This window comes from Herminiimonas sp. KBW02 (genome assembly GCF_003852535.1).
Classification (GTDB): domain Bacteria; phylum Pseudomonadota; class Gammaproteobacteria; order Burkholderiales; family Burkholderiaceae_D; genus Oxalicibacterium.
Map to the genome: position 1 here is coordinate 454,501 of NZ_QAJP01000003.1, position 22,138 is coordinate 476,638.

21 protein-coding genes are annotated in these 22,138 nt (G+C 55.0%); 5 read left to right on the forward strand and 16 right to left on the reverse strand.

Going from position 1 to position 22,138, the window contains the following annotated elements; all coding sequences use genetic code 11:
* Window positions 1-125 precede the first annotated feature (125 nt).
* Window positions 126-3,884, forward strand: a complete 3,759-nt coding sequence (metH, locus tag DBR37_RS04020) for a methionine synthase (protein ID WP_124573081.1) — start codon at window positions 126-128, stop codon at window positions 3,882-3,884.
* Between the two features lie 34 nt (window positions 3,885-3,918).
* Here the strand turns inward: metH and DBR37_RS04025 are convergent, their stop codons facing one another.
* The 3 genes from DBR37_RS04025 to DBR37_RS04035 form a co-directional block, all read right to left on the reverse strand.
* Window positions 3,919-4,686 carry a class II glutamine amidotransferase gene (locus DBR37_RS04025; protein WP_124573083.1) on the reverse strand — a complete coding sequence of 256 codons (768 nt, stop codon included), beginning with the start codon at window positions 4,684-4,686 and terminating at the stop codon, window positions 3,919-3,921.
* 244 nt (window positions 4,687-4,930) lie between these two features.
* Window positions 4,931-5,599, reverse strand: a complete 669-nt coding sequence (locus DBR37_RS04030) for a hypothetical protein (protein ID WP_124573085.1) — start codon at window positions 5,597-5,599, stop codon at window positions 4,931-4,933.
* Between the two features lie 251 nt (window positions 5,600-5,850).
* The gene (locus tag DBR37_RS04035; RefSeq protein WP_124573087.1) at window positions 5,851-6,510 is read right to left on the reverse strand and encodes a hypothetical protein; all 660 of its coding nucleotides are present in this window, start codon (window positions 6,508-6,510) and stop codon (window positions 5,851-5,853) included.
* 172 nt (window positions 6,511-6,682) lie between these two features.
* Here DBR37_RS04035 and phnN point away from each other — a divergent pair, with 172 nt between their 5' ends.
* Window positions 6,683-8,071 (forward strand): phosphonate metabolism protein/1,5-bisphosphokinase (PRPP-forming) PhnN, encoded by a 1,389-nt coding sequence (gene phnN, locus DBR37_RS04040; protein WP_124573089.1) that lies wholly within the window; start codon window positions 6,683-6,685, stop codon window positions 8,069-8,071.
* A 13-nt stretch (window positions 8,072-8,084) separates the two neighbouring features.
* Here phnN and DBR37_RS04045 read toward each other — a convergent pair whose 3' ends face one another.
* The 10 genes from DBR37_RS04045 to DBR37_RS04090 form a co-directional block, all read right to left on the reverse strand.
* Window positions 8,085-8,759, reverse strand: a complete 675-nt coding sequence (locus DBR37_RS04045; protein ID WP_124573090.1) for a tRNA (guanosine(46)-N(7))-methyltransferase TrmB — start codon at window positions 8,757-8,759, stop codon at window positions 8,085-8,087.
* Between the two features lie 79 nt (window positions 8,760-8,838).
* On the reverse strand, window positions 8,839-9,096 hold the full coding sequence (locus tag DBR37_RS04050; protein WP_124573092.1) for a DUF3567 domain-containing protein: 258 nt from the start codon (window positions 9,094-9,096) through the stop codon (window positions 8,839-8,841).
* A 185-nt stretch (window positions 9,097-9,281) separates the two neighbouring features.
* Entirely contained in the window at window positions 9,282-9,659 is a 378-nt protein-coding gene (locus DBR37_RS04055; RefSeq protein ID WP_124573094.1) for a GTPase, read from the reverse strand.
* A complete protein-coding gene (locus DBR37_RS04060) occupies window positions 9,656-10,372 on the reverse strand; it encodes a response regulator (RefSeq protein ID WP_124573096.1) in 717 nt (238 codons plus the stop codon). The genes DBR37_RS04055 and DBR37_RS04060 overlap by 4 nt, the downstream gene beginning before the upstream one ends.
* A gap of 57 nt (window positions 10,373-10,429) precedes the next feature.
* Window positions 10,430-12,727, reverse strand: a complete 2,298-nt coding sequence (locus DBR37_RS04065) for an ATP-binding protein (RefSeq protein ID WP_124573098.1) — start codon at window positions 12,725-12,727, stop codon at window positions 10,430-10,432.
* Window positions 12,724-13,263, reverse strand: coding sequence for a DUF4390 domain-containing protein (locus tag DBR37_RS04070; protein WP_124573280.1), 540 nt, complete (start codon window positions 13,261-13,263; stop codon window positions 12,724-12,726). The genes DBR37_RS04065 and DBR37_RS04070 overlap by 4 nt, the downstream gene beginning before the upstream one ends.
* 100 nt (window positions 13,264-13,363) lie before the next feature.
* A complete protein-coding gene (gene rsmB / locus DBR37_RS04075) occupies window positions 13,364-14,674 on the reverse strand; it encodes a 16S rRNA (cytosine(967)-C(5))-methyltransferase RsmB (RefSeq protein ID WP_124573100.1) in 1,311 nt (436 codons plus the stop codon).
* 331 nt (window positions 14,675-15,005) lie between these two features.
* Complete coding sequence (locus DBR37_RS04080; protein ID WP_124573102.1) at window positions 15,006-15,350, reverse strand: DUF1840 domain-containing protein; 345 nt, start codon at window positions 15,348-15,350, stop codon at window positions 15,006-15,008.
* Window positions 15,351-15,452: 102 nt separating this feature from the next.
* A complete protein-coding gene (locus DBR37_RS04085) occupies window positions 15,453-16,007 on the reverse strand; it encodes a hypothetical protein (protein ID WP_124573103.1) in 555 nt (184 codons plus the stop codon).
* Window positions 16,008-16,124: 117 nt separating this feature from the next.
* A complete protein-coding gene (locus DBR37_RS04090; protein ID WP_124573105.1) occupies window positions 16,125-17,831 on the reverse strand; it encodes a methyl-accepting chemotaxis protein in 1,707 nt (568 codons plus the stop codon).
* 344 nt (window positions 17,832-18,175) lie between these two features.
* Here DBR37_RS04090 and DBR37_RS04095 point away from each other — a divergent pair, with 344 nt between their 5' ends.
* From DBR37_RS04095 to DBR37_RS04105, 3 genes are read left to right on the forward strand one after another with little or no spacing between them, the layout of a single operon-like run.
* Complete coding sequence (locus tag DBR37_RS04095) at window positions 18,176-18,961, forward strand: 5'-3' exonuclease H3TH domain-containing protein (protein WP_124573107.1); 786 nt, start codon at window positions 18,176-18,178, stop codon at window positions 18,959-18,961.
* 38 nt (window positions 18,962-18,999) lie between these two features.
* Window positions 19,000-19,245, forward strand: coding sequence for a hypothetical protein (locus DBR37_RS04100; protein WP_124573109.1), 246 nt, complete (start codon window positions 19,000-19,002; stop codon window positions 19,243-19,245).
* A 38-nt stretch (window positions 19,246-19,283) separates the two neighbouring features.
* A complete protein-coding gene (locus tag DBR37_RS04105) occupies window positions 19,284-19,571 on the forward strand; it encodes a hypothetical protein (protein WP_124573111.1) in 288 nt (95 codons plus the stop codon).
* Between the two features lie 166 nt (window positions 19,572-19,737).
* Here DBR37_RS04105 and DBR37_RS04110 read toward each other — a convergent pair whose 3' ends face one another.
* The 3 genes from DBR37_RS04110 to DBR37_RS04120 all read right to left on the reverse strand — a co-directional run bounded on the left by DBR37_RS04110 (window position 19,738) and on the right by DBR37_RS04120 (window position 22,034).
* On the reverse strand, window positions 19,738-21,261 hold the full coding sequence (locus DBR37_RS04110; protein ID WP_124573113.1) for a YifB family Mg chelatase-like AAA ATPase: 1,524 nt from the start codon (window positions 21,259-21,261) through the stop codon (window positions 19,738-19,740).
* A 27-nt stretch (window positions 21,262-21,288) separates the two neighbouring features.
* Window positions 21,289-21,666, reverse strand: a complete 378-nt coding sequence (locus DBR37_RS04115; RefSeq protein WP_124573114.1) for an aminoacyl-tRNA synthetase — start codon at window positions 21,664-21,666, stop codon at window positions 21,289-21,291.
* 128 nt (window positions 21,667-21,794) lie between these two features.
* Entirely contained in the window at window positions 21,795-22,034 is a 240-nt protein-coding gene (locus tag DBR37_RS04120; RefSeq protein ID WP_124573116.1) for an accessory factor UbiK family protein, read from the reverse strand.
* Window positions 22,035-22,138: the final 104 nt, after the last annotated feature.

Here is a 22,138-nt window from a genome sequence, read left to right on the forward strand (position 1 = left end):
TGGGGAGCGGGGCTTTGGCGTATAATTTATCCTTAGTTTTCATACACGTACAACCCGGCGCAGCCTGTGTCCGGGTTTTTGTCTTTATGTGGCTGAACCGATAACGAATAGATAAAGAATTAAAGATGAAACGCGACGCACTCTGCCCTACCGAAGTTCTCCTGCGCGACCTGATGGCACGCCGCATCCTGATCCTGGATGGCGCGATGGGAACCATGATTCAGCAATACAAGCTGACGGAAGAGGATTATCGCGGTACGCGTTTCGCCGACTTCTCTGTTCCGGGCAAGGAACTCTTCGTCAAAGGCAATAATGAATTGCTGTCGTTGACACGTCCCGACGTCATCAGCCAGATTCATGAACAATACCTGGCGGCCGGTGCCGACCTGATCGAATCGAATACTTTCGGTGCGACCACCGTGGCGCAAGACGATTACCACATGGGTCACCTGGCCTATGAAATGAACGTCGCTTCGGCGCGCCTCGCACGTGCCGCCTGCGATAAGTATTCGACACCGGACAAGCCGCGTTTTGTCGCGGGCGCACTCGGACCTACACCGAAGACTGCGTCGATTTCACCTGATGTGAACGATCCTGCTGCGCGTAACGTCACCTTTGATCAACTGGTTGCTGCCTACCTGGATCAGACACGTGGTCTGGTCGAAGGCGGCGCCGACGTGCTGCTGGTCGAAACTATTTTCGATACCTTGAACTGCAAGGCCGCGCTGTTCGCGATTGATCAGTTCTTCGAAGAATCCGGCAAGCGTTTACCTATTATGATTTCCGGCACGGTGACTGATGCATCGGGCCGTATCCTGTCCGGTCAGACCGTTCCTGCGTTCTGGCATTCGATTCGTCATGCGAAGCCGCTGACCGTCGGTCTGAACTGCGCACTTGGTGCTGCGCTGATGCGTCCGTATGCGGAAGAGTTGTCGAAGATCGCCGACACCTATGTCTGTATCTACCCGAACGCGGGTTTGCCGAATCCAATGAGTGATACCGGCTTTGATGAAACACCGGACGTTACTTCATCACTGCTGAAAGATTTCGCAGATAGCGGTTTCGTCAATGTGGCCGGTGGTTGCTGCGGTACCACGCCGGATCACATCAAGGCGATTGCCGACACTGTGAAGACCATCGCGCCACGCGTGATACCGACGGTAGAGCCGACCCTGAAATTGTCCGGCCTGGAGCCTTTCATCATTGATGACCAGTCCCTGTTCGTCAACGTCGGTGAACGTACCAACGTCACCGGCTCCAAGGCATTCGCACGTCTCATCATCAACGAGCAATACGATGAAGCATTGGCAGTTGCGCGCCAGCAGGTAGAAAACGGCGCGCAAATCATCGATATCAACATGGATGAAGCGATGCTGGATTCGCAGGCTGCGATGTCGCGCTTCCTGAACCTGGTTGCCTCCGAGCCGGATATCGCACGCGTGCCTATCATGATCGATTCGTCGAAGTGGTCGGTGATCGAAGCAGGGTTGAAATGCGTGCAGGGCAAGGCTATTGTCAACTCGATTTCGATGAAGGAAGGCGAAGAAAAATTCCTGCATGAAGCCAAGCTGTGCCGTCGCTACGGTGCGGCCGTCATCGTCATGGCCTTTGATGAACGTGGCCAGGCCGATACCTTCGAGCGCAAGATAGAAATCTGCGAACGCGCTTACTGGCTGCTGGTGAATAAAGTGGACTTCCCGCCGGAAGACATCATCTTTGATCCGAATATTTTTGCGATCGCAACCGGTATTGAAGAACACAATAACTACGCAGTTGATTTCATTAACTCCGTACGCTGGATCAAGGAAAACCTGCCGCACGCAAAAATCAGCGGCGGTGTATCCAACGTCAGCTTCAGCTTCCGTGGCAATGACCCAGCACGTGAAGCAATACACACAGTATTCCTGTACCACGCGATCAAAGCTGGTATGACGATGGGTATCGTCAACGCAGGTATGGTTGGCGTCTACGATAACTTACCGGCAGAATTGCGCGAGCGCGTCGAAGACGTGGTGCTGAACCGCCGCGAAGATGCGACTGAGCGCATGATCGAAATCGCTTCGACGTTGAAGGCTGGCGACAAGAAGGAAGAAGCCACGCTGGAATGGCGTAGCGGCACGGTGCAGCAGCGCCTGGCGCATGCGCTGGTGCAAGGTATTACGCAGTGGATCGTGGAAGACACCGAAGAAGCGCGTCAGGAATTGCTGACCAATGGCGGTCGCCCTATCCATGTGATCGAAGGTCCGCTGATGGACGGTATGAACATCGTCGGTGACCTGTTCGGCCAGGGCAAGATGTTCTTGCCGCAGGTGGTGAAATCGGCACGTGTGATGAAGCAGGCGGTCGCGCATCTGATTCCGTTCATCGAAGAAGAAAAGCGTTTGCTGCAGGAACAGACTGGCATCGTCAGCAAACCGAAAGGCAAGATCGTCATCGCCACCGTCAAGGGCGATGTGCACGATATCGGCAAGAACATTGTGTCGGTCGTGCTGCAATGTAATAACTTTGAAGTCGTGAACATGGGCGTGATGGTGCCGTGCTCTGAAATCCTGGCCAAGGCCAAGGAAGAGAACGCTGACATCATCGGTCTCTCCGGCCTGATCACGCCGTCACTGGAAGAGATGGCGTACGTCGCGAAGGAAATGCAGCGCGATGAATACTTCCGTGGTTTGAAAATGCCATTGCTCATCGGAGGTGCAACCACCAGCCGTGCGCATACAGCGGTCAAGATTGCACACAACTATGACGGCCCGGTCGTGTATGTGCCGGATGCGTCGCGTTCGGTTTCGGTTGCGCAATCGCTGCTGACGCCGGAACAGCGCGATGCTTACATCGCCGAAATCGCGGCTGATTACGAACGCATACGCGAACAGCATGCGAACAAAAAAGCCGTGCCTATGCTGACACTGGCAGAAGCGCGTGCGAACAAGATGAAGCTTGAGTTCAGCGGCAAGTTCGCGCCGGTTAAACCGAAATTCATCGGTCGCCGCGTATTCAAGAATGTGGATCTGGCGACGATTGCTCAGTACATCGACTGGGGCCCGTTCTTCCAGACCTGGGATCTGGCGGGCCCTTATCCGGCCATCCTGACAGACGAGGTGGTGGGTGATGCGGCGACCAAGGTATTTGCTGAGGGTCAGGCCTTGCTGAAAAAAGTCATCGAAGGCCGCTGGTTGCAGGCGAATGGTGTGATCGCACTGTTGCCAGCCAATTCGGTGAATGACGACGATATCGAAATCTATACCGACGAAACCCGTACGAAAGTTGCGTTCACCTACTACGGTGTGCGCCAGCAAACCGTGAAGCCTGTGATCGATGGTGTCGCGCGTCCTAACCAGTGTCTGGCAGATTTCATTGCGCCTAAATCATCAGGTGTCGCCGACTACATCGGTTTGTTTGCGGTCACTGCAGGCCTCGGCATTGAGAAGTATGAAAAGCGTTTCGAAGATGCGCATGACGACTATTCATCCATCATGCTGAAGTCGCTGGCAGATCGCCTGGCGGAAGCCTTTGCCGAGCATTTGCACGAGCGTGTGCGTAAAGACTTGTGGGGCTATGCGCCGGATGAGCAGTTGCCGAATGAAGCGCTGATCAAGGAAGAGTACAGCGGCATCCGTCCTGCGCCAGGTTACCCTGCTTGTCCTGAACACACAGTCAAGAGGGAAATGTTCGACACCTTGCAGGCGGAAGAGATAGGCATGATGCTGACCGATTCCTACGCGATGTTCCCGGGCGCGGCGGTGTCGGGCTTCTACTTTGCGCACCCGGAAGCGAAGTACTTTGTAGTCGGCAAGATAGGCGACGATCAGGTCAACGATATGGCAGAGCGTCGCGGTGTAGCCAAGGAAGATGTAGAGCGCTGGCTCGCACCTAATCTGTCCTGAAGCATATAGTCGCTGGCTGAACGGCTAGGTCCGTTCAGGCCAGCGGCGTACCATCTATAAATACTTTCAGTTCTCCGCTTTTGAATGCTGTCCATGTCTCATTCGTGGTCAGCGGTTCAGTCACGATAATGGCGACGCGATCATTCGGCGTTGTCACTTCCGAGAAATTCACTTTCACATCTTCATCGCACAAGGTCGCTTCGGCAAACGGATGCTGGCGCACGATGTAGTGCAGATTGGTTGAGCAATGCGCGAACAGTGCGGAGCCGTCTGACAGCATCATGTTAAATGTGCCGTATTGCGCGATCTCTTTCGTCAGCTCGGCGATTGCAGCCGTCAATTGCGGCAGCATCGGCAAGGCATCGTCAAAGCGACGACGCAGCTCTTGCAGGATGTAGCAGAACGCAGCTTCGCTATCCGTGGTGCCGACCGGCTGGTAAGGGCCGTTCAGTTCAGGATTGAAATCCTTCAGGTCGCCATTGTGGGCAAACACGAAGTAACGCCCCCATAGTTCGCGCACGAAGGGATGGCAGTTTTCCAGTGCGACACGACCCTGGGTCGCCTTGCGGATATGCGCGATGACATTCTTCGATTTGATCGGGTAACGGCGGATCAGGTCGGCGACCGGCGATTCAACCGCAGCCTGATGATCGACAAAGTGGCGCACGCCGGCGCCTTCAAAAAATGCGATGCCCCAACCGTCGTTGTGGATATCGGTACGGCCGCCGCGCGTGGCGAAGCCGGTGAAACTGAACACAATGTCAGTCGGGACATTGCAGTTCATTCCGAGAAGCTGGCACATTTTCTTCCTTAGTTAGGGTGGTCTGCCGGCTCAACAGCTTGTGGATACAAGGGCTTAGTGGGAACACCTGCAGATTTGCGAGGTGACGCAACTGGTATTGAAGAACGCGACGCAGTGACACATGGCTCAATTTTCACACAAAAACACAGCTTAGAGCGTTTGGCTTGAGCGCCTGGAGGCAGAATGATGTGGGATAGCCAGAGCGGCGAGTAAGGTGCTCCCAGAGAGGGAGCACCGTGGTGCATTATTTGGTTGAGCCTGATTTCAGTTCTGCAATTATGCGATCAATAATGTCGTTCGCATTTTCTGCCTTATTGCCGTTTTCATCCCAGGCTTCTGTTTCTTCCGAACCTCGGTTAAGGGACTCGACGTATTTGGCTGCAGGCTTGCCGGATTTATACCAATATTCGAACCAGGTCTTTTGGCGATCCAGTGTGTAGGTCAGCGCCCGTTCGCCGCTGGGATAGTAGCCTTCACCTTGCCTGGTATCGCGGTCTGTATTATTGAATTTCTCTACTACCTTGCCATCAGGATAATAAAGTACGCCCGGACCTACGACCACATCGCTCTCGAAGCTGAATACGTGCAGGGGATCCTTGACCCAGAGTGGTGATGATTGCGGCTGTTTGTTCTTCTGATAAAAGTCCTGGATCAGGAACAGGCCTTGGGCATTGCGTCCGAGCAGCACGCGATAGTAGCCATCTTCGACCGGAGTCTGAGAATACTGCGGGTCTATACGTGATGAGCCGCAACCGCAGCCTTGCATGGTCGGAGTGCGACTGAAATAACCTATGACGGGTTCAGTCGTTGTCATCTGGGCTTTGATGTCCGTTGGTATTTGCGTTGTTGCGCACCCGCTCAGTGTGATGACGATGCCGATAAGTGTCAGGTAGAGGTAACGTGTTGATGTCATGACTGATTCCATTGATAGAGACTCATGTGCGTTTTGATCAGGGCATCATACTCAGTAATTCCTGATGAAAAAGCGGTGCCGCTAAAAGTAGAGTTTTCTTGTTGGCTCGGGAAACGGCGGATCAGCTCACCCACCACCGCTGCGCTGGCTGGCAGGTGATGGGTAAGAGGGAGTAAGTCTGCGCCTGTAAAAACGTGATGGCGTAACTATCGTTATGGATCTGGGTAGGATCGTACTGGCAGGACAGATGCTCAGGGTTCGGGGTCCATTTTCCTGGCGATATCGATGATGATGGCATCTATGTTCTCGGTTTTATCGCCACTCTCATCCCAGGCTTCCGCATAGTTTAGTTGACCAGATGCGGATCGGCCGTATCTGGCGGCCGGCTTGCCGGACTGATACCAGTATTCAAACTGGGTACCCGTATTGTCTTCTACGTATTTTGTTGCGCGTTGCCCGCTTTTATAAAAGCCTTCTCCGCTTCTGCTTTCCTTGTCGGTGTTAGTGAAGGTTTCCAGTATCTTGCCGTCAGGGTAGTACAGCGTTGCGGAGCCTATGATGATATTGCTATTGAAGTTAAAGATATCGTCGGGCTCTTTGATCCACACCGGTGAGGATTGTGGGCGTTTATTCTTTTGATAAAAATCCTGAACCAGAAACAGACCCTCGGCATTACGTCCCAGCAGAACCCGGTAGTAGCCGTTTGGAACCGGCGTTAGCGAGTAGTTCGAATCCACTCCTGACGTGCAGTTGCAACTTTGTGCCGTCTCGCCATTGCTGAAATAGGCAACGACGGCCTGGCTGGTACTCATCTGCGCTTTGATTTTTGCAGGTATGGGTGTTGTTGAGCATCCCACCAGGGTGATGACGAGGCTGATGAGTGCCAGATGGAGGAAGCGTTTTGCTGTCATGACAATCTCCGTTGATATAAGGAATGCCAGTTGTATGTTGGATCAGGCGTATTGCCCGGTATTCCGCTCTGTCTCATTTGTTACACGGCATGAGGCGAGATTGATGCCATGTCAAAGTCCGGTCACAATCGGCGACTAGCATGGCAGCAACTAACCCATATACAGGTGACGTATGCGCACTCGGGATTTGCTGATGCACGGCAGTACCGGTTTCGTGCAGGGCGCACGGGCTGACGGCGATATGGCCAGCCCTTTGCCCGGCGTGCGAGTATCATCTGTAAACATGACGCGCTACGCCCTTTACTATACGCCTGCAAACGACTCGCCGTGGGCGCAGGCCGGTAGCAGCTGGCTGGGCAGGCGCCACGCCAGTGCCGAGCTTGTCGAGCAAGTCAATATTCCAGGCATACCCAGGCTTTTACTCGCCAGCCTGACGGCAGACGCACGTCGCTATGGCTTTCATGCGACGCTGAAAGCGCCCTTTCGTCTGTTCGAGGGTTTTACCGAAGACCATCTGCTGCACATGGCACGGGCATTTTGTTCTACCCAGAAAGCGATCGTGCTGGATGAGGTGCGGGTACGGCCGTTGATGGATTTTCTGGCCTTGCAGGTGAATGGCCCGCTGGATGAAATCGGCGGACTTGCGATGCGCTGCGTCACTTACTTTGACCTTTTACGTGCGCCGCTGACCGAGCCGGAATTGGCCAGGCGTCGCCAGGCGGGTCTGACGGCACGCCAGAGTACGCTCTTGCAGCGCTGGGGCTATCCATTTACGGAGGAATTCTTCCGTTTCCATATGACGCTGACGGATGCCATGATGCACGCCGATGCGGATGTGATTTATACGATACGCAAGACGGCGGAACAGCACTTTGCAGCCGCGGCTGCAAGCGCACCGCTGACGATAGATGCATTGACGATAGCGCGTGAAGAATACCCGGGCGCCCCTTTTGTCGAGTGGCAACGCATCCCCTTTTCTGGATTATCTGAACGTGCAGGCTTGCCGGATAGCGGCTGTATATTTTTTTGTGTCGGTCCGTCCGGCGTTGGCAAGGATAGCTTGCTGAATTGGGTACGCGCACAGTGTGCCGGCGACGAGAAATTGGTGTTTGCGCAACGGACGATCACGCGCGCGACGCAAGGCAATGAAGTGCACGAGGTGGTGGATGCGCCCGGCTTCTGGCGGCTGGCTGCCAGTGGTCAGTTCGCGATGGTGTGGCAGGCGAATGACCTGTGTTACGGCGTACGGCGCGGCATAGAAGCAGACCTTAAAGCCGGGCGCGATGTGGTGATCAATGGTTCGCGGGCGTATGTGCCGCAATTGCTGCAGGCTTTTCCGGATGCGATTGTGATCTGGATAGACGCGAATGAAAACATAGTGCGTGAACGCCTGGAAGCGCGCCAGCGCGAGCAAGGCCCGGCTTTGCTGAAACGTTTGCAGCGTGCAAAGGAATTCGTGCCGACGGCACAGGGGCAGGTAATCCGGCTGGATAATAGCGGGCCGCTGGATGTGGCGGGGAATAAATTGCTTGCCATATTGCGCGGGGCTAAGCAAGACTAAGTGAGCGCGGTGTTTAGCTTGCTGCCAGTTGTAGCCGGCAACGCCATAAGCCATGCCCGGATGCCAGGTATTTTTGTTCGAAAGGCGTGATGCAGTGATCTGGTGCATAGCGCTCGCAAGCGACTTCCTGCTGTCCCAAAAGTTGTAGGGCAGCAGCAAATTCTTCTATATAAATCTGCCAGTTACTGCGGCACTCCAGCGCACCTCCCAATGCGACGATGGTCGGGAAGATGGCATGGCCATGCCAGCGTCGCGTCAGGTGCCCTATCTTTGGCCACGGATTCGGATACAGGATGTAATGACGTGCCGGACGGATGCGGCTGTCCAGCAGCAGCCGCCAGTAATCGACCAGATCCGCACGTACGCGCAGGCAGTTATCCGGTATCGCATCCGGCCATTGCGTGTTGCGGCTAGTACGATCTTCTGACTGATCGACGCCGATGACAAAGTGATCCGGGTATTGCTGTGCCAGGTTGAAGGTGGATAAACCGACGCCGCAGCCGGCGTCCAGTATCAGTGGTTTAGCGCCTGCGGCTTGCCAGCGCGCGATGCTGTCGTCAAACGCGCTGCGGTTGTAGCTCGTGATTGGTTTGCGGAACGGGTGTTGCGCGTGACGCACTACCTGCGTTTGCAATTGCGCATGCGCTTCGGTCTGACTGCTGGTGATGAAATGGGAATTCGCGTACATCGCGATGAAGCGTTAACAGAGAAGGCTAAATTATGCCTGCATAGTCCGCAAAGGGCTATGCAGGCATGGTAAAAGCGGCTTAGTGTATGGTCAGTGCCTGGCTCATGTAGACATCGTAATTAGCCAGAAACTCATCGATTTCTTCGACGCTCGGTTCGGTTGCGATCAAATCGCGGACATTTTTGCGGAAGGATTCGGCGGAAGCACCGGCGATGAATATTTCACGTTTGGCTGGCTTATCCATGATTTCATAGCCGCCAAAGCGCAGGGCGTCCTGCCCGTCATCAGCACCGAATTCTACGACGCTGTATTGCTCGCTGTTGTAGATCACGTTCATATAATCTCCTGTCGCTATTGCAATGAAGAAATCATCGCGTTGATAGGGAAATGGCGTTGTTCGGAGCAATTTCAAGTGTTGGACAGGGATTCCGCCCATAAGTTGGTAACGGACTGTAAGAAAAGAAATTAAGTGCCCGACAGAAAGATTAACAATTCAGGCCACAATTCTGGCAAAACCGGGCCTCAGTTTGCCTGCGCGGTGCAGTCTAGGTCGTCCGTCAGCTTGAGCCAGGCGTCGTACGGGGCTTGCGTCAGGGACAGGCGCAGTTGTTCCAGGTGCTCGGTGTTGGCGACGCTGATATAGAGGCGGGCGGGTTTGTCGCGCAGTATGCGGTTGAGTGTGACGCGCATGATCAGGCTGCCGGTGCAATGCATGCAGCCGGGGGCGATACGGGCGATTTTCAGGAGTGGAGCTGTTGCAGGCAAGTCATCGAGGGCGCTGTGCCCGTCGGGCAGCCCTTCGAGAATGATGGCGGTATCTTGTGTGGCGTCAATACGGCTGTGTATCGTGCTTTCACGGTTGGCGGCGCGTCCGCCCAGAACCAGCGAGGTGAGTGTCATACCCCTTTTTTAGCGATTTTGCCGGGTTCAACGCCGAGTTGCTTGAGCTTGCGGTACAAGTGTGTGCGTTCGAGGCCGGTCTTTTCCGCGACGCGGGTCATGCTGCCGCCTTCCTGGCCGAGATGGTGCTCGAAGTAGGCGCGTTCAAATGCATCGCGTGCTTCACGCAAAGGCAGTTCAAATGACGCGGTGAAAAATTGCGTATCAGCCGACATCAACGGTGCGCTGGCGATAGGCGGATACATCTGGCTGGAGGTGGCAGGGAGCGCCTTGTCCAGCGGTGCGTGATGATGGTCGGTAGCGGCGATAGGCGCGCGCACTGGCATGCTGGCGATACGCGTGACTTCCTGGCCGCGGGTCAGACCCTGCTGTACTGCTTTTAATAATTTCTGCAGCGAAATCGGTTTTTCGAGGAAATTAAGTGCACCGATACGGGTCGCTTCGACGGCGGTATCTATCGTCGCATGGCCGGACATCATGATGACGGGCATCGTCAGCATGCCATCGCGTTGCCATTCCTTGAGCAGGGTGACGCCGTCGGTGTCAGGCATCCAGATATCCAGCAAGACCAGGTCAGGTTTGGCAGCGGCTCGCAGTTCGCGCGCCTGTTGAGCATTCTCCGCGGTTGCCACGACATGCCCTTCATCCCCAAGGATTTCCGAGAGCAATTCGCGTATGCCCATCTCGTCGTCAACAACTAGAATATTTGCCATCTGTTTCCCTCCCTCATCTTGATTGCCCCCCTAATGCGCCGTGTTTTATTTCAGCTTTCATTCGGAGGATAACTTTAACAGCAAAATAGCTACTTTCGCACCGTTCGTATCGCTACGGTTCTGAATATCTATGCGGCCGCCGTGCTCTTCGATAATTTTTTTGACCATGGCCAGACCGAGGCCGGTGCCGCGCGGCTTCGACGTAATGTAGGGCTCGAATGCATGCGCCAGGATTTTTGGCGTGAAGCCCGGGCCATTATCGGTGATGGTCAGCTGCACTGCGTTGCTCACCGCGCCGTCGGAACTGCGGTAGTGGATTTCCTCGGTAATGATATCGATGCGGGCTGCGGCGGCCTCTTCACCGCGATCGGCCACCGCATCCTGCGCATTTTGCAGCAGGTTATGGATGACCTGGCGCAGTTGTGTCGGATCGCCCATGATGAGTGGCAAGTCCTGTGCCAGTGACGCATGGATGATGTCGCCACCGTCGCCGTTGAGATAGAGATGCAAAATTTCTTCTATCAACGCATTCAGATCGAGCGAAGACAATACTGCCGGTGGGGTTTTCGCGTAGTCGCGGAAATCGTCCACCATGCGCTTCATGGCAGAGACCTGGTTCACGATGGTTTCGGTACTGCGTTCCAGCACTTTGGCATCGGCCTCGTTCAGCTTGCCTTCCAGCTTCATGTGCAGGCGTTCGGCGGAGAGCTGGATAGGTGTCAGCGGATTTTTGATTTCATGCGCCAGGCGCCGTGCGACTTCGCCCCAGGCGATCGAGCGCTGTGCCGAAATCACGTCGGAAATATCATCGAACACGACCACATAACTACCTTCGCGTCCACCCGGCAGGCGTGAGCCGCGTGCCAGCAGCGAGATGTCGTTCTCGGTTTCCGGTCCGCCCATGCGGCGCGGCACATCGATCTGATGCTGCCAATGCAGGCTGTCACCACCAGCGCGGCCAGCGGCTGATTGTGCGCTCTGTTCGGAGAAGGATTGCGTGATCACCTGGGCGAAGGTGCTGAGACCATCTATGTCCTTCAACGGTTTGCCTATGTGCTGGGCAAAGTCGTGCTGCAGTATGCGCTCAACGGATTCATTGCAGGTGACTAATTTGAAGTTGCGGTCGAGGACCATCACACCCGCCGACATATTGGCCAGCACCGATTCCAGATAGCCTTTGGCGTTTTCCAGTTCGAAGCGATTTTTCTCGACCGACGCGCGTGCATCGGCCAACTGGCGCGTCATCGTATTAAAGGATTGGGTCAGTGTTCCGAGCTCATCCCTGGAGGCCACAATCGGACGCGGCGACAGGTTGCCCTCGGCCACCGCCTTGGTACCTTCCGCCAGCAACAGCAGTGGTTTGGCCAGGTCACTGGCAATCAGGAAGGCGGCGGCAATTGCGCCAAAGATCGCCAGCAGCAGCGTCAGTGTAAGTGTGACGATGTAGATCTTGCGCAAGCCGGTACGGGCCAGGTAACGCTCCTGGTATTCGCTGTAGGCAAGGCGCAAGGCTTCCGCATTGCTGGCAAGTTGTTCCGGTACCGGCTGGCGTAATTGCAGGTAGCGCGTATCGGTCTGCAGCAGCAAGGCCTTGCTGGAAGTAGGGATTTCAACGACTACGCGCAGATACATGCTGTTGGCATTGTTGGCGACCGGATTGGTGTTAGTCGCCGGTTTGCTGGTGCTGGTCTCGTCCTGGAATTCGTTATTGCCTTCGATGACCGCGTAATAACGGGTCTGACGCGCCTGCCGCAACATGGCGGCGGTCGGCAGATCCGGCAGCAGCGAGCTGAGTTGCGAACCGGAGCTGGCGATCATTTGGCCGTTGCTGGTCACGATCACCGCTTCCTGCTGCAGGTTCTGGTCGCGCATGCGTGACAGCTGGGTGATCTGCATCGCATCCGACAAGTCGGATAGTTCCAGCGCCATATTGCGCGCCTTGGTTTGCAAGTCACTCAGCGAGGAGTCGAGTGCGGCGCGGCCAAGGTTGAGGCCGGATTCCAATGCTGACTCAACCCGTACGTCGAACCAGGATTCGATGGAGCGCGAGACGAATTGCACCGATACCGTATAAATAACGGCGCCCGGCAAGATGCCGATGACGGCGAACAGCAGCACCAGCCGCGCCATCAGCTTGGAACCGAACTTGCCGCGTTTATAGCGTTTGTAGAGGCGTACCAGCAGCAGGATGACCAGCAGCAGCAAGGCTCCGGCGACGACTGCATTGAGGATCAGCAGCCACGGATAGTTTTGTTCAAACAGGTTGGAATTTTCAGATGCAGACGCGAGCAGGAACAACAATATACTGACTACCGCCCCGCCGACGACCAGCAGATACCGAAGGAGTCGGGTCACTGACGTTCCGCCGTATAAGTGAAGCGTTTCCAGCTCGACGACAGTCGCCAGTCACTACTGTTCATCGCATGGACCTGGAACGGTTTGGGTAATTGCGCCACATCCAGCTGCATGCGCACCGCGACTTCGTAGGTCTGGCCGACTTTCAGCGTGTTGCGGTCGGCGATGATCCAGCGATTCGGACGGCGCACCATGGACAAGGCATCGTCCAGTGAGGCAAAGCTTTGTTGCAAGCGGCCGGTGATGGCGGCGTGATATTGGCGGGTCAGGACGTTGTAGGAGATGCGTATGGTCTGGCTTTCACTCACTTCCTTGGCATCAAACCAGTACCAGCGCGGTTTGTTGATTTCAATTTCGGTGGTGAAGTACAGCGGGATGCCGCGCGTTAATGCATCTTCGAGGCCGCGGCTCAAATCAAAGGAGTAGGTAGCTGCCAGGCGGTAACCTTCGGTGCTGTCTTCCAGATGGGCTTCGACGATTTCTATGCTTTCCGCTGCTTGTGCATTGCTATGTTGCAGCGAGAACGCCAGCAACATAATGGCGCACAGCCAGTAAAGGGGAAAGAAAAGTTTTCGTTTCACGCGTCTTGGGAAGGCAGAACAAACTGCCTGGTAAGTTAAGTGGTTACGCTAAAAATCAGGAGACGGTTTTTTGAAACAATGCATAAAACAAACCGTCATGGTCATGATCCGCACTTGCCGTTGGCAACAATTGGCCGGGCGCAGGTAAGCGGGTTGCATTATTACGTACGGCAAATGCCGCTGCCTGCGCTTCCGATTCCTGCGGCCACAGCGAACAGGTGACAAACAGCAATTTACCATCCGCTTGTAGCATCTGCCAAAGGTTGTCGAGAATTTTGGCAGAAATTGCCGCCAACTGTGTTGTATCTCCCTTGCGACGCAGCCAGCGTATGTCCGGATGACGACGCACGATGCCGGATGCGGTGCACGGTACATCAGCCAGGATGCGGTCAAACGGTTTGCCGTCCCACCAGTCAGTGCTGCTGGCGTCGCCGGTCAACAGCTGGGCTTGCAATTGCAGGCGTTCGAGGTTCTCTGCAATGCGCGGCACACGGCGGGCTTCATTGTCGAGCGCGATCAGTTCGACATCAGCACTTTCCAGAATATGCCCGCTTTTACCCCCTGGTGCAGCACAAGCGTCGAGTACCCGCATGCCGTCGCGCAAGTCCAGCAACGGAGCAGCCAACTGGGCGGCGGCATCCTGTACCGAGACCAAACCTTCATTGAAGCCCGGGATGAGGTTGACTGGCGTCGGTTGCGCCAGCTTGACGGCATCTGCGCCGACCCGGGTAGCGAGCACGGATTGTGCCGCCAACATCGCGAGGTAGTCATCCACAGTCGTCTTGCGGCGATTCACGCGCAAGGTGAGTGGTGGCGCAGCATTGCCTGCTTCGAGTATGGCTTGCCAGGTTTCCGGATAAGCTGAACGCATGCGGTCTATCCACCAGTCCGGGTAGTTCCAGCGCGCAAACTGTTTGCCCGCCGCACTCTTCATTAATGCATCGCGTTCACGCAGGAAACGGCGCAATACCGCATTGACCATACCTTTGGCATGCGCCATGTCCGGATCTGCAGCGGCGGCAGTTACCGCCTGATCGACCACGGTGAAATCGCTGTAACGCGGTTCGCCTTCTTGCGCGTCAGAAACCAGCGCCAGCGCGCAGCACAGCAGGCCGTGCAAAACGGCAGGCTCGGTTGGTTTGGTCGTCATCGCATTGAGCAATGACTCGGCCCGGCCGATATGGCGCATGCTGTAGTAAGAGAGGTCCTGGATGGCACCGCGTGCTTGCGGTAGGGCATGGGTTTGCGCAAAGATTTGCGCGAGTGCTTGTGGCAGGGCAACGCCGCGTCCTACGGCCGCAACGGCTTGGGCGGCGCCATGCAAGCTGAAGGCGAGGGAGTCGGGCTTTAAATTGATGGTGGTCACGTTATCTTTTCGTTAAAGCTGTAGCGCACGCGTCTCGTGTGCCGCGTCGCATGCTCCAGCCAGAACCGATGGTCGCCGGTTCCTGAATTTCTCAATGACGTGATTGTAGCGGTGCGCGCGCGCTAAACGCGCTCACGGGCCAGATAAATCGAAAAAAACCGGGGATATTTGGAACAGATCAGGTGAACAGCTAGCGGCAAGCGCCGGCTGGAAGACAAACGCGGAGACAGTTGCCTGGGGCAAACTGCTCCGCGTCTGCTGTGGGAGACTATGTTGCGCTGGGGTGGAAGGCCGTATTCCGGCCTTTTACGCTATGGGTATGAGCTGGCTGCTAAACGCCCCAGACGATATCCTGGTTTTCTGCGCGGGCTGCACGCAGCATTTCCAGTAAAGGATAGGCGCGCGAGGAGAAGCGTACTGGTTCTGGTTGCTCGTGTTCATTGTCGTCGCCGTTCTCGCCATGATGTGCGACGACATCGCGTTGTACTGCTTCCGAGGCGAAATGGGCTTTGCTTTCGGTGATTTCATGTTCCAGCAATTTGATGGCATTTGCTGTTTCTGCAGCGGTAATGACACCGCGCTTATGATCTTTGTGCAGAAGGTCGAGTATGCGTTTTGCATGCTCTTCATACATCAGTACCTCGGCTGCGGCTTTGGATTTGAACGTGATTAACATGAGCAGCCTCCTTGAAGTGAACGACGCTTAAACCTTAGCACGATTTCTGCAAGTGTTCTAGCGAAGTTGTGCCGGGTGTGTAGTGATGCTTACAGCTGTTTTTTAGTTCAATTTAAAGGACGAAAAGAAAGTATCCACTAATTCACGTTTTACGGCTTTTTCTGCACCAGTAACGACCAGTTGATATACCCGTTTATCTTTTGCCACGAATCTGGCAAATAACACCCGTACCTGATCGTCGCCGTTGGCACCGGCAGCGCCGAGCGCCTGCATTTCCGTCACTGCCAATTGCCCGTTGGCCGTGCCGTGCGGCATCGTCAGCACTTTTTCTTCCTTGACGGTGCCAGCTATATTTTTGACCAGCGCTGTTTTCATAGAGTTCAATGAAACTTGCGCCTGGGTGGCGTCCGGCAACTCTGCAGTGCCCACCGCGAAGGTGACGCCTTCCACCGTAGACACTGTCATCGTCATCGCAACCTGGCTGCCATTCAAATCGATCTGACGTGTCACCGTGTTCGGCTTGCTGGGCATGGCGACCGCGTACGGTGCGTCATTGCTGCGGATTTCGCGCCAGTCAAATTTGGGCGAGCATGCTGCCAGTACGAAGACAGTACTGAGCAACACGATGCTGGTAACAGAACGGGTAGCAAATTTCATGAGCGTAAGCGGCAATAGGCGCGGATGCAGGCAATCGGATGCTTATGGTACACCGCAGATAGCAGCAATAAAAAAGGCCAGCACAAGGCTGGCCTGAGATATCGGGCGTATGCCGGATTAAAACTCTTCCCAGTCATCTGCGCCGGCAGATGCTTTTTCGCGCTTGGGTGCGTGCGCCGGATTAGACAACAAAGGTTTGGCAGCCTGGTTGCGGATCGCTGGCGTACTGCTGCGCACCAGCGGAATGTCGTCCAGCGTGCTGGCAAAGGCGACCTGATTGCCGTCCAGTTTGAACTGGCTGACCACGCGCGCGAGGTTGCTGGCCTGGTCTTGCAAGGATTCGGCGGCTGCCGCGGCTTCTTCAACCAGCGCTGCATTTTGCTGCGTAACCTGATCCATTTGTCCGATCGCCTGATTGACCTGGTCGATGCCCGAGCTTTGTTCCTGGCTGGCTGCCATGATTTCGGCCATGATGTCGGTGACGCGTTTGACGCTATCGACGATTTCATTCATGGTGCTGCCGGCTTCATTGACCAGTTTGCTGCCTGCTTCAACCTTGCCTACCGAGTCACCTATCAGTACTTTGATTTCCTTGGCGGCAGCGGCTGAACGTTGTGCCAGATTACGCACTTCGGTTGCGACAACTGCAAAGCCGCGACCCTGCTCACCTGCACGTGCTGCTTCGACTGCCGCATTTAACGCGAGGATGTTGGTCTGGAAGGCGATGCCGTCGATGACGCTGATGATGTCGACAATTTTGCGTGCCGATTCATTGATGGACTCCATCGTATCGACAACTTCGGATACGACCGAGCCACCCTTGATGGCAACATCGGAAGCAGACATAGCCAGACTGTTGGCCTGACGTGCATTGTCGGCATTCTGGCGCACGGTCGATGTCAGCTGACCCATCGATGCTGCGGTTTCACCGAGTGAGCTGGCCTGTTCTTCGGTGCGTGAGGATAAGTCCAGATTACCGGATGCGATCTGACGTGATGCGGTGGCGATGGTTTCGGTACCACTGCGTACTTCAGTAACGGTTTTGTTCAGGCTCTGCGTCATGTCTTTCAGCGCTTGCATCAACTGTCCGGTTTCGTCATTCGAAGCGACTTCTATCTTGGCTGACAAATCACCGGAAGCGACCGTGCGTGCAACCGTGACGGCACGGTTCAACGGACGCGTAATGCTGATTGCAAGACGCCATGCAAAGAAGACGCCGAGTGCGACTGCGGCGACCAGCAAGCCGATCAGCAAGCTACGACCGGACAGGAAGGCGGCCTGTATGCTGGCGCCGGCTTCATCGATCATTTTCTTTTCATTTTGCAGAACCGCGTCGATCGACTTGCTATACGCTTCCATCGCGGGCAACATTTTTTCTCTGATCATGCTTTGCGCTTCTGCGATCTGGCCGTTGGCTTTGGTCTTGAGCACAGTCTGGCGGATGTCGCGGTAAGTGTTGCGCGCAACGCCTACCTGTTCGATCAGGCGCTTGTCTTCAGGCGTCCTGACCATGCCTTCTATGATTTTTTGCAGTTCGCTGGCTCGTGCGCTGGTCGCTTCCATTTGCTTCTGGAAAAAAGCCTGGTCTTCGGCGCTGGTCGTTTTCACAGAGGCCAGTGTGCGCGCACCGTTGACGTCGACTGCCGACAGCCATTCCTGTGCCAGGCGTTCTTTCGGCAACATGGTATCGGCCATGATTTGGGTCGAAGTGCCGACTTGTTGCAGGCGCAGAATGCCGACGACGGTCATGACGACCATTAAGGTGAGCAGTAGTGCGAAGCCGAGGCTGAGACGCGTACTGATTTTCAGGTTTGTGATTTTCATGATCTGTTCCAAAGATACGGCAGGGTGGACGAAGCTGCGCGATGTACGTTGAAGCTCTTGGATTGCTGGCTACTGTCTTGCTGTGAAATATGCAAGAAGTTGGCTGAAGCCCGAAGATGACGTGGCTTTGCAGTAAATCGGACGCTATTATCGGTGGAAATGACCAATATTTCCATGTGGAAACATTGGTTTTGCCGAATTTCGTCAAATATGTGACATGTCCACGGCATTTTGATTGTGATAATGGCAATTCAAAGACGTGCCGACCTGCGTAAGGCTTGTAAAATGGCCATCTTTATATGCGTCGGCATGCTGCGGCGCTTGTTAGCAGAAGGCTGGGAAATATGGGAAAACTGCTTGCTATAGATGGCCTGAATATAGTGCGCCGCGTCTATGAAGCGAATATGGAAGAGGATGAAGCCATCAAGGCAGATACCGCCCTGCGCCATTCCGTCGCCTCCTTTCGCAAACTATTGGTGGCGCACCAGCCTACGCACGTCTTGCCGGCTTTTGATTTTGGTGGCCCTACATGGCGCCATGATCTGTACGCACGCTATCGCGAGAATCGCGCGCCTATGCCGGAAGCATTGAAAGAGCGCCTGCCTGATTTTTATGCGCAGCTTGCCGAGCTGGGCTTGCATGTCGTGTCTGTGCCTGAGGTGGAGGCGGATGACGTGATTGCAACCGGCGTATTGCGCTGGCTGGGTGAAGGCCGTGGAGAAGCGATCATCGTTTCCACCGACAAGGATTTGCATACGCTGATAGAGCACGGCGCAGTGATCTGGGATCACTTCAAAGGTGAATGGCATGATAGCAAGTGGGTTGAAGCAAAGTTCGGAGTGCCGCCGGAAATGCTTACGGATCTGCTGGCTTTGATGGGGGATGTATCGGACGGCATTCCCGGTGTGTCCAAAGTCGGCGTGAAGACTGCTGCCAAGTTACTGCAAAGCTACGGCAATATAGATCGCATCATGGCGGGTGCCGGCATCCTTAAAAATACCCTGGGTGAGAAACTGCGCAAGGATAAGGATCAGCTTTATATGTCGCGCCAGCTGGTTGCACTGAAGGATGACGTGCGCATGGGCGTGACCTGGAATATGCTGACCTTCGACAACAGCAAACTGGGCTGAGTCTTCCCGGCGCACTCAGCTACTATTTAAAGAATCTTATGACTGATAAAGAACAACTCTATTTCATCGAACAACGCAAAACGGGGCCGCAGGAGAAAGACTTGCCGGTCTATGCCAAGCTGATGAAAAGTAAGGAAGGCGTATTTGAGGGAGTCTCTTTCATACGCAGCAAAGACAAGGCTTCGACCATGAGCCTGGCCGAAGCACAACAGGCTGTGGCGTGGGCCAAGGCAAAAAAGCCGCTGGCCAAAATGTATGAAACCAAAATCATCCCGGTCGAATAAATCTGCAGACCTGTTGAATACTTGAAGAGGAAATCGCTATGCGTCACATCCTTTTATTTGCTGCATTCATTTTTCTCAATGCCTCTGCCCACGCATCATCTCCTGATGCATGGGATGCCTTGTACAAAAGCACCGCACATGCATGCCTGCAAAAGAGCGGCTTAAAAAATTCCAAAGTAATCGAAGGTCCGGTTTTGTTTGCCGGCGACATCCTGTACAAGATTCGCGGTAAATGGTCGCAAGCGCATATGCAGGGCAAGACCGGCAAAGTCTATTGTCTGCATCCATATCCGAATGGCGAGCCTGAGATCGTTGACGCGCGTTGATGTGTTGCTATAACTGGTCACACAGGCGCTCGATTGCCGATCGATAAAAGGGAAGAATATCGACCGGCAATGTCATCACGTGTAACTACCGCTTTCAATTCGGCAGTGATAGCTTAGCAAGCATCATGCCAGTGACATGTCAGTATTGCGGGCCAGAATTAAATACTTATTGCTCACGCAAAGCCCTGCGATATTGAATCGCTTCTGCCACATGCGGCTTGCTGATGATCACGGCGTCACTCAGGTCGGCGATGGTGCGCGCTACTTTCAATACGCGATGATAAGCACGTGCTGACCAGTTGAGGCGGCTCATGGCGGTACGCAGCAATTGTTCGCCGCTGTTATCCGGCTTGCAGTGCCATTCGATTTCACTACCCGCCAAGGCATGATTGGATTTGCCCTGACGCGCAAGTTGCGTCGCTGCGGCATGTGCAACGCGCACTGCTATATCTGCAGATGATTCGCCGTCTGCCTGCCTGAGCAAGTCCTCATGTGGCAGTGCGCCAACCTGGATTTGCATATCGATACGGTCCAGCAGAGGGCCGGAAATTTTTCCTTGATAACGCGCGATCAGATCCGGTGTACAACGACATTTGTTGGAGGTGTGACCCAGATAGCCGCATGGGCAGGGATTCATCGCCGCGATCAATTGAAACTGTGCAGGGAAGTCCGCTTGTCGTGCTGCCCTTGAAATCGTGATGTGACCGGATTCCAGCGGCTCGCGTAAAACTTCCAGCACGGAGCGCTGGAATTCAGGCAGCTCATCAAGAAAGAGTACGCCGTGATGCGCGAGGGAAATCTCTCCGGGACGGGGTGTGCCACCACCACCGACCAGTGCCACACCGGATGCGGTGTGATGCGGGGCACGAAATGGCCGCAGCTTCCAGCGTGCACTGCTGAAGCCGCTGGTCAACGATTGCACGGCAGCGGATTCCAGTGCTTCTTCGTCCGTCATGGGCGGCAGGATGCCGGCAAAGCGTTTGGCCAGCATCGACTTGCCGGTTCCCGGCGGTCCGACCATCAGCAAACTATGGCCTCCCGCGGCAGCCACTTCCAATGCGCGTTTGGCCTGAACTTGTCCTTTGACGTCGGCCAGATCCGGATAGTCGGGCGATACTGTTGCCGGTGTGGCCACATGACGAAGCAGGCGTGTATCCGGATCATGCGCTGCAAAATGTGCGCATACTTGCAGCAGGGAATCAGCGGGCAAGATGGTCACATCTGCGACCAGTGCCGCCTCATCAGCATTCATGCGCGGCAGGATAAATGCACGTTGTTGGCCACCCCGATCACCACGACGGTGCATCGCGTAAGTCATGGCAAGGGCGCCGCGTATCGGACGCAGTTCGCCGGACAGCGATAGCTCGCCAGCAAACTCGTATTGACTCAGTGTGTCGGCCGGCATTTGCTGGGAGGCGGCGAGGATGCCGAGGGCGATGGGCAGATCGAAGCGCCCGGACTCTTTCGGTAAATCGGCGGGAGCGAGGTTGACAGTGATGCGCCGTGCCGGGAACTCAAAGCCTGCGTTTTGCAGGGCGGCGCGGACGCGATCCTTGGATTCCTTGACCTCGGTTTCCGGCAAGCCGACGATGGTGAAAGAAGGGAGGCCGTTTGCCAGATGTACTTCGACCGTGACTTCCGGTGCCTGCATGCCGCTCAATCCGCGGCTGGTCAAAACCGCTAAGCTCATGCCTCTCCTTGCGTTGACTATATATAGCTAAAGATGGTGCTCCGCGCGCTGCTTGCAGTGCCTGGCGTGCTCGAGATGTGCGATGGTCGCCTTGACGATGGCAAACATCAAGGCTTGATCTTTGCTCGGATGATCCGAGATGTGGACCACGGTGCTGCCTATATGGATGGCTTTGCCATGAGGATCGGAGGGGGTTTGCTGGTAAGTGATTGCTAACTCATAAGCTGCAATCAATGGGCCGCAGGCTTGCCAGTCGCGCGTCCATTTCGGGAGTTGTCTGCCGTTGTCCCAGAGCGAACCAGCATTCTCATAGAACTCTTCGACATTGTGGCAGCCCAGTAGCTGGGCCAGTTGGCGCTCCTTGGAGACGCAACTACGGAAGTACTCTTCGTCGCTCATACGCATGGCTTGCTCCTTATTTTTGATTGGATGCCGATGCCGACTGTGTATCGCTACTGCCTGGCGCAAACGATCAGCACTGGCGCGTTGCCGGCCTGAATCGTGTGCGACATATATATAGTGCTTTTACTGCCTTACTTTTTCAGCTGCGCTTCCAGTATTGCTACCTGTGCTTCCAGTGCTTCGAGTTTGGCGCGGGTGTTAGCCAGTACCTGTGCCTGCACGTCGAATTCTTCACGTGTGACCAGATCCAGTTTGGAGAAGCCCTGGCTCATCATTGCTTTTACGTTTTTTTCGATGTCCTTGGCGGGTGAGTTTTCCAGCACCTGGTTGATCTTGTCTTGCATCTCGTTAAAGAAATTAGGCTTTTCCATGTGATCCTCTGAATTAAAAATATTTGGCACCATAATGGTGCGATCCGTCTGTCCGTGTGCTATAAAAGTGCATATTTCAAGGTTTTGCTACGAGAAATATGTCT

What these genes read in the sequence shown, in the direction of transcription:
- metH (WP_124573081.1), top strand. Translation starts at nt 126, where the DNA reads ATGAAACGCGACGCACTCTGCCCTACCGAAGTTCTCCTGCGCGACCTG.
- DBR37_RS04025 (WP_124573083.1), bottom strand. Translation starts at nt 4,686, where the DNA reads ATGTGCCAGCTTCTCGGAATGAACTGCAATGTCCCGACTGACATTGTG.
- DBR37_RS04030 (WP_124573085.1), bottom strand. Translation starts at nt 5,599, where the DNA reads ATGACATCAACACGTTACCTCTACCTGACACTTATCGGCATCGTCATC.
- DBR37_RS04035 (WP_124573087.1), bottom strand. Translation starts at nt 6,510, where the DNA reads ATGACAGCAAAACGCTTCCTCCATCTGGCACTCATCAGCCTCGTCATC.
- phnN (WP_124573089.1), top strand. Translation starts at nt 6,683, where the DNA reads ATGCGCACTCGGGATTTGCTGATGCACGGCAGTACCGGTTTCGTGCAG.
- DBR37_RS04045 (WP_124573090.1), bottom strand. Translation starts at nt 8,759, where the DNA reads ATGTACGCGAATTCCCATTTCATCACCAGCAGTCAGACCGAAGCGCAT.
- DBR37_RS04050 (WP_124573092.1), bottom strand. Translation starts at nt 9,096, where the DNA reads ATGAACGTGATCTACAACAGCGAGCAATACAGCGTCGTAGAATTCGGT.
- DBR37_RS04055 (WP_124573094.1), bottom strand. Translation starts at nt 9,659, where the DNA reads ATGACACTCACCTCGCTGGTTCTGGGCGGACGCGCCGCCAACCGTGAA.
- DBR37_RS04060 (WP_124573096.1), bottom strand. Translation starts at nt 10,372, where the DNA reads ATGGCAAATATTCTAGTTGTTGACGACGAGATGGGCATACGCGAATTG.
- DBR37_RS04070 (WP_124573280.1), bottom strand. Translation starts at nt 13,263, where the DNA reads ATGTTGCTGGCGTTCTCGCTGCAACATAGCAATGCACAAGCAGCGGAA.
- DBR37_RS04080 (WP_124573102.1), bottom strand. Translation starts at nt 15,350, where the DNA reads ATGTTAATCACGTTCAAATCCAAAGCCGCAGCCGAGGTACTGATGTAT.
- DBR37_RS04085 (WP_124573103.1), bottom strand. Translation starts at nt 16,007, where the DNA reads ATGAAATTTGCTACCCGTTCTGTTACCAGCATCGTGTTGCTCAGTACT.
- DBR37_RS04090 (WP_124573105.1), bottom strand. Translation starts at nt 17,831, where the DNA reads ATGAAAATCACAAACCTGAAAATCAGTACGCGTCTCAGCCTCGGCTTC.
- DBR37_RS04095 (WP_124573107.1), top strand. Translation starts at nt 18,176, where the DNA reads ATGGGAAAACTGCTTGCTATAGATGGCCTGAATATAGTGCGCCGCGTC.
- DBR37_RS04100 (WP_124573109.1), top strand. Translation starts at nt 19,000, where the DNA reads ATGACTGATAAAGAACAACTCTATTTCATCGAACAACGCAAAACGGGG.
- DBR37_RS04105 (WP_124573111.1), top strand. Translation starts at nt 19,284, where the DNA reads ATGCGTCACATCCTTTTATTTGCTGCATTCATTTTTCTCAATGCCTCT.
- DBR37_RS04110 (WP_124573113.1), bottom strand. Translation starts at nt 21,261, where the DNA reads ATGAGCTTAGCGGTTTTGACCAGCCGCGGATTGAGCGGCATGCAGGCA.
- DBR37_RS04115 (WP_124573114.1), bottom strand. Translation starts at nt 21,666, where the DNA reads ATGCGTATGAGCGACGAAGAGTACTTCCGTAGTTGCGTCTCCAAGGAG.
- DBR37_RS04120 (WP_124573116.1), bottom strand. Translation starts at nt 22,034, where the DNA reads ATGGAAAAGCCTAATTTCTTTAACGAGATGCAAGACAAGATCAACCAG.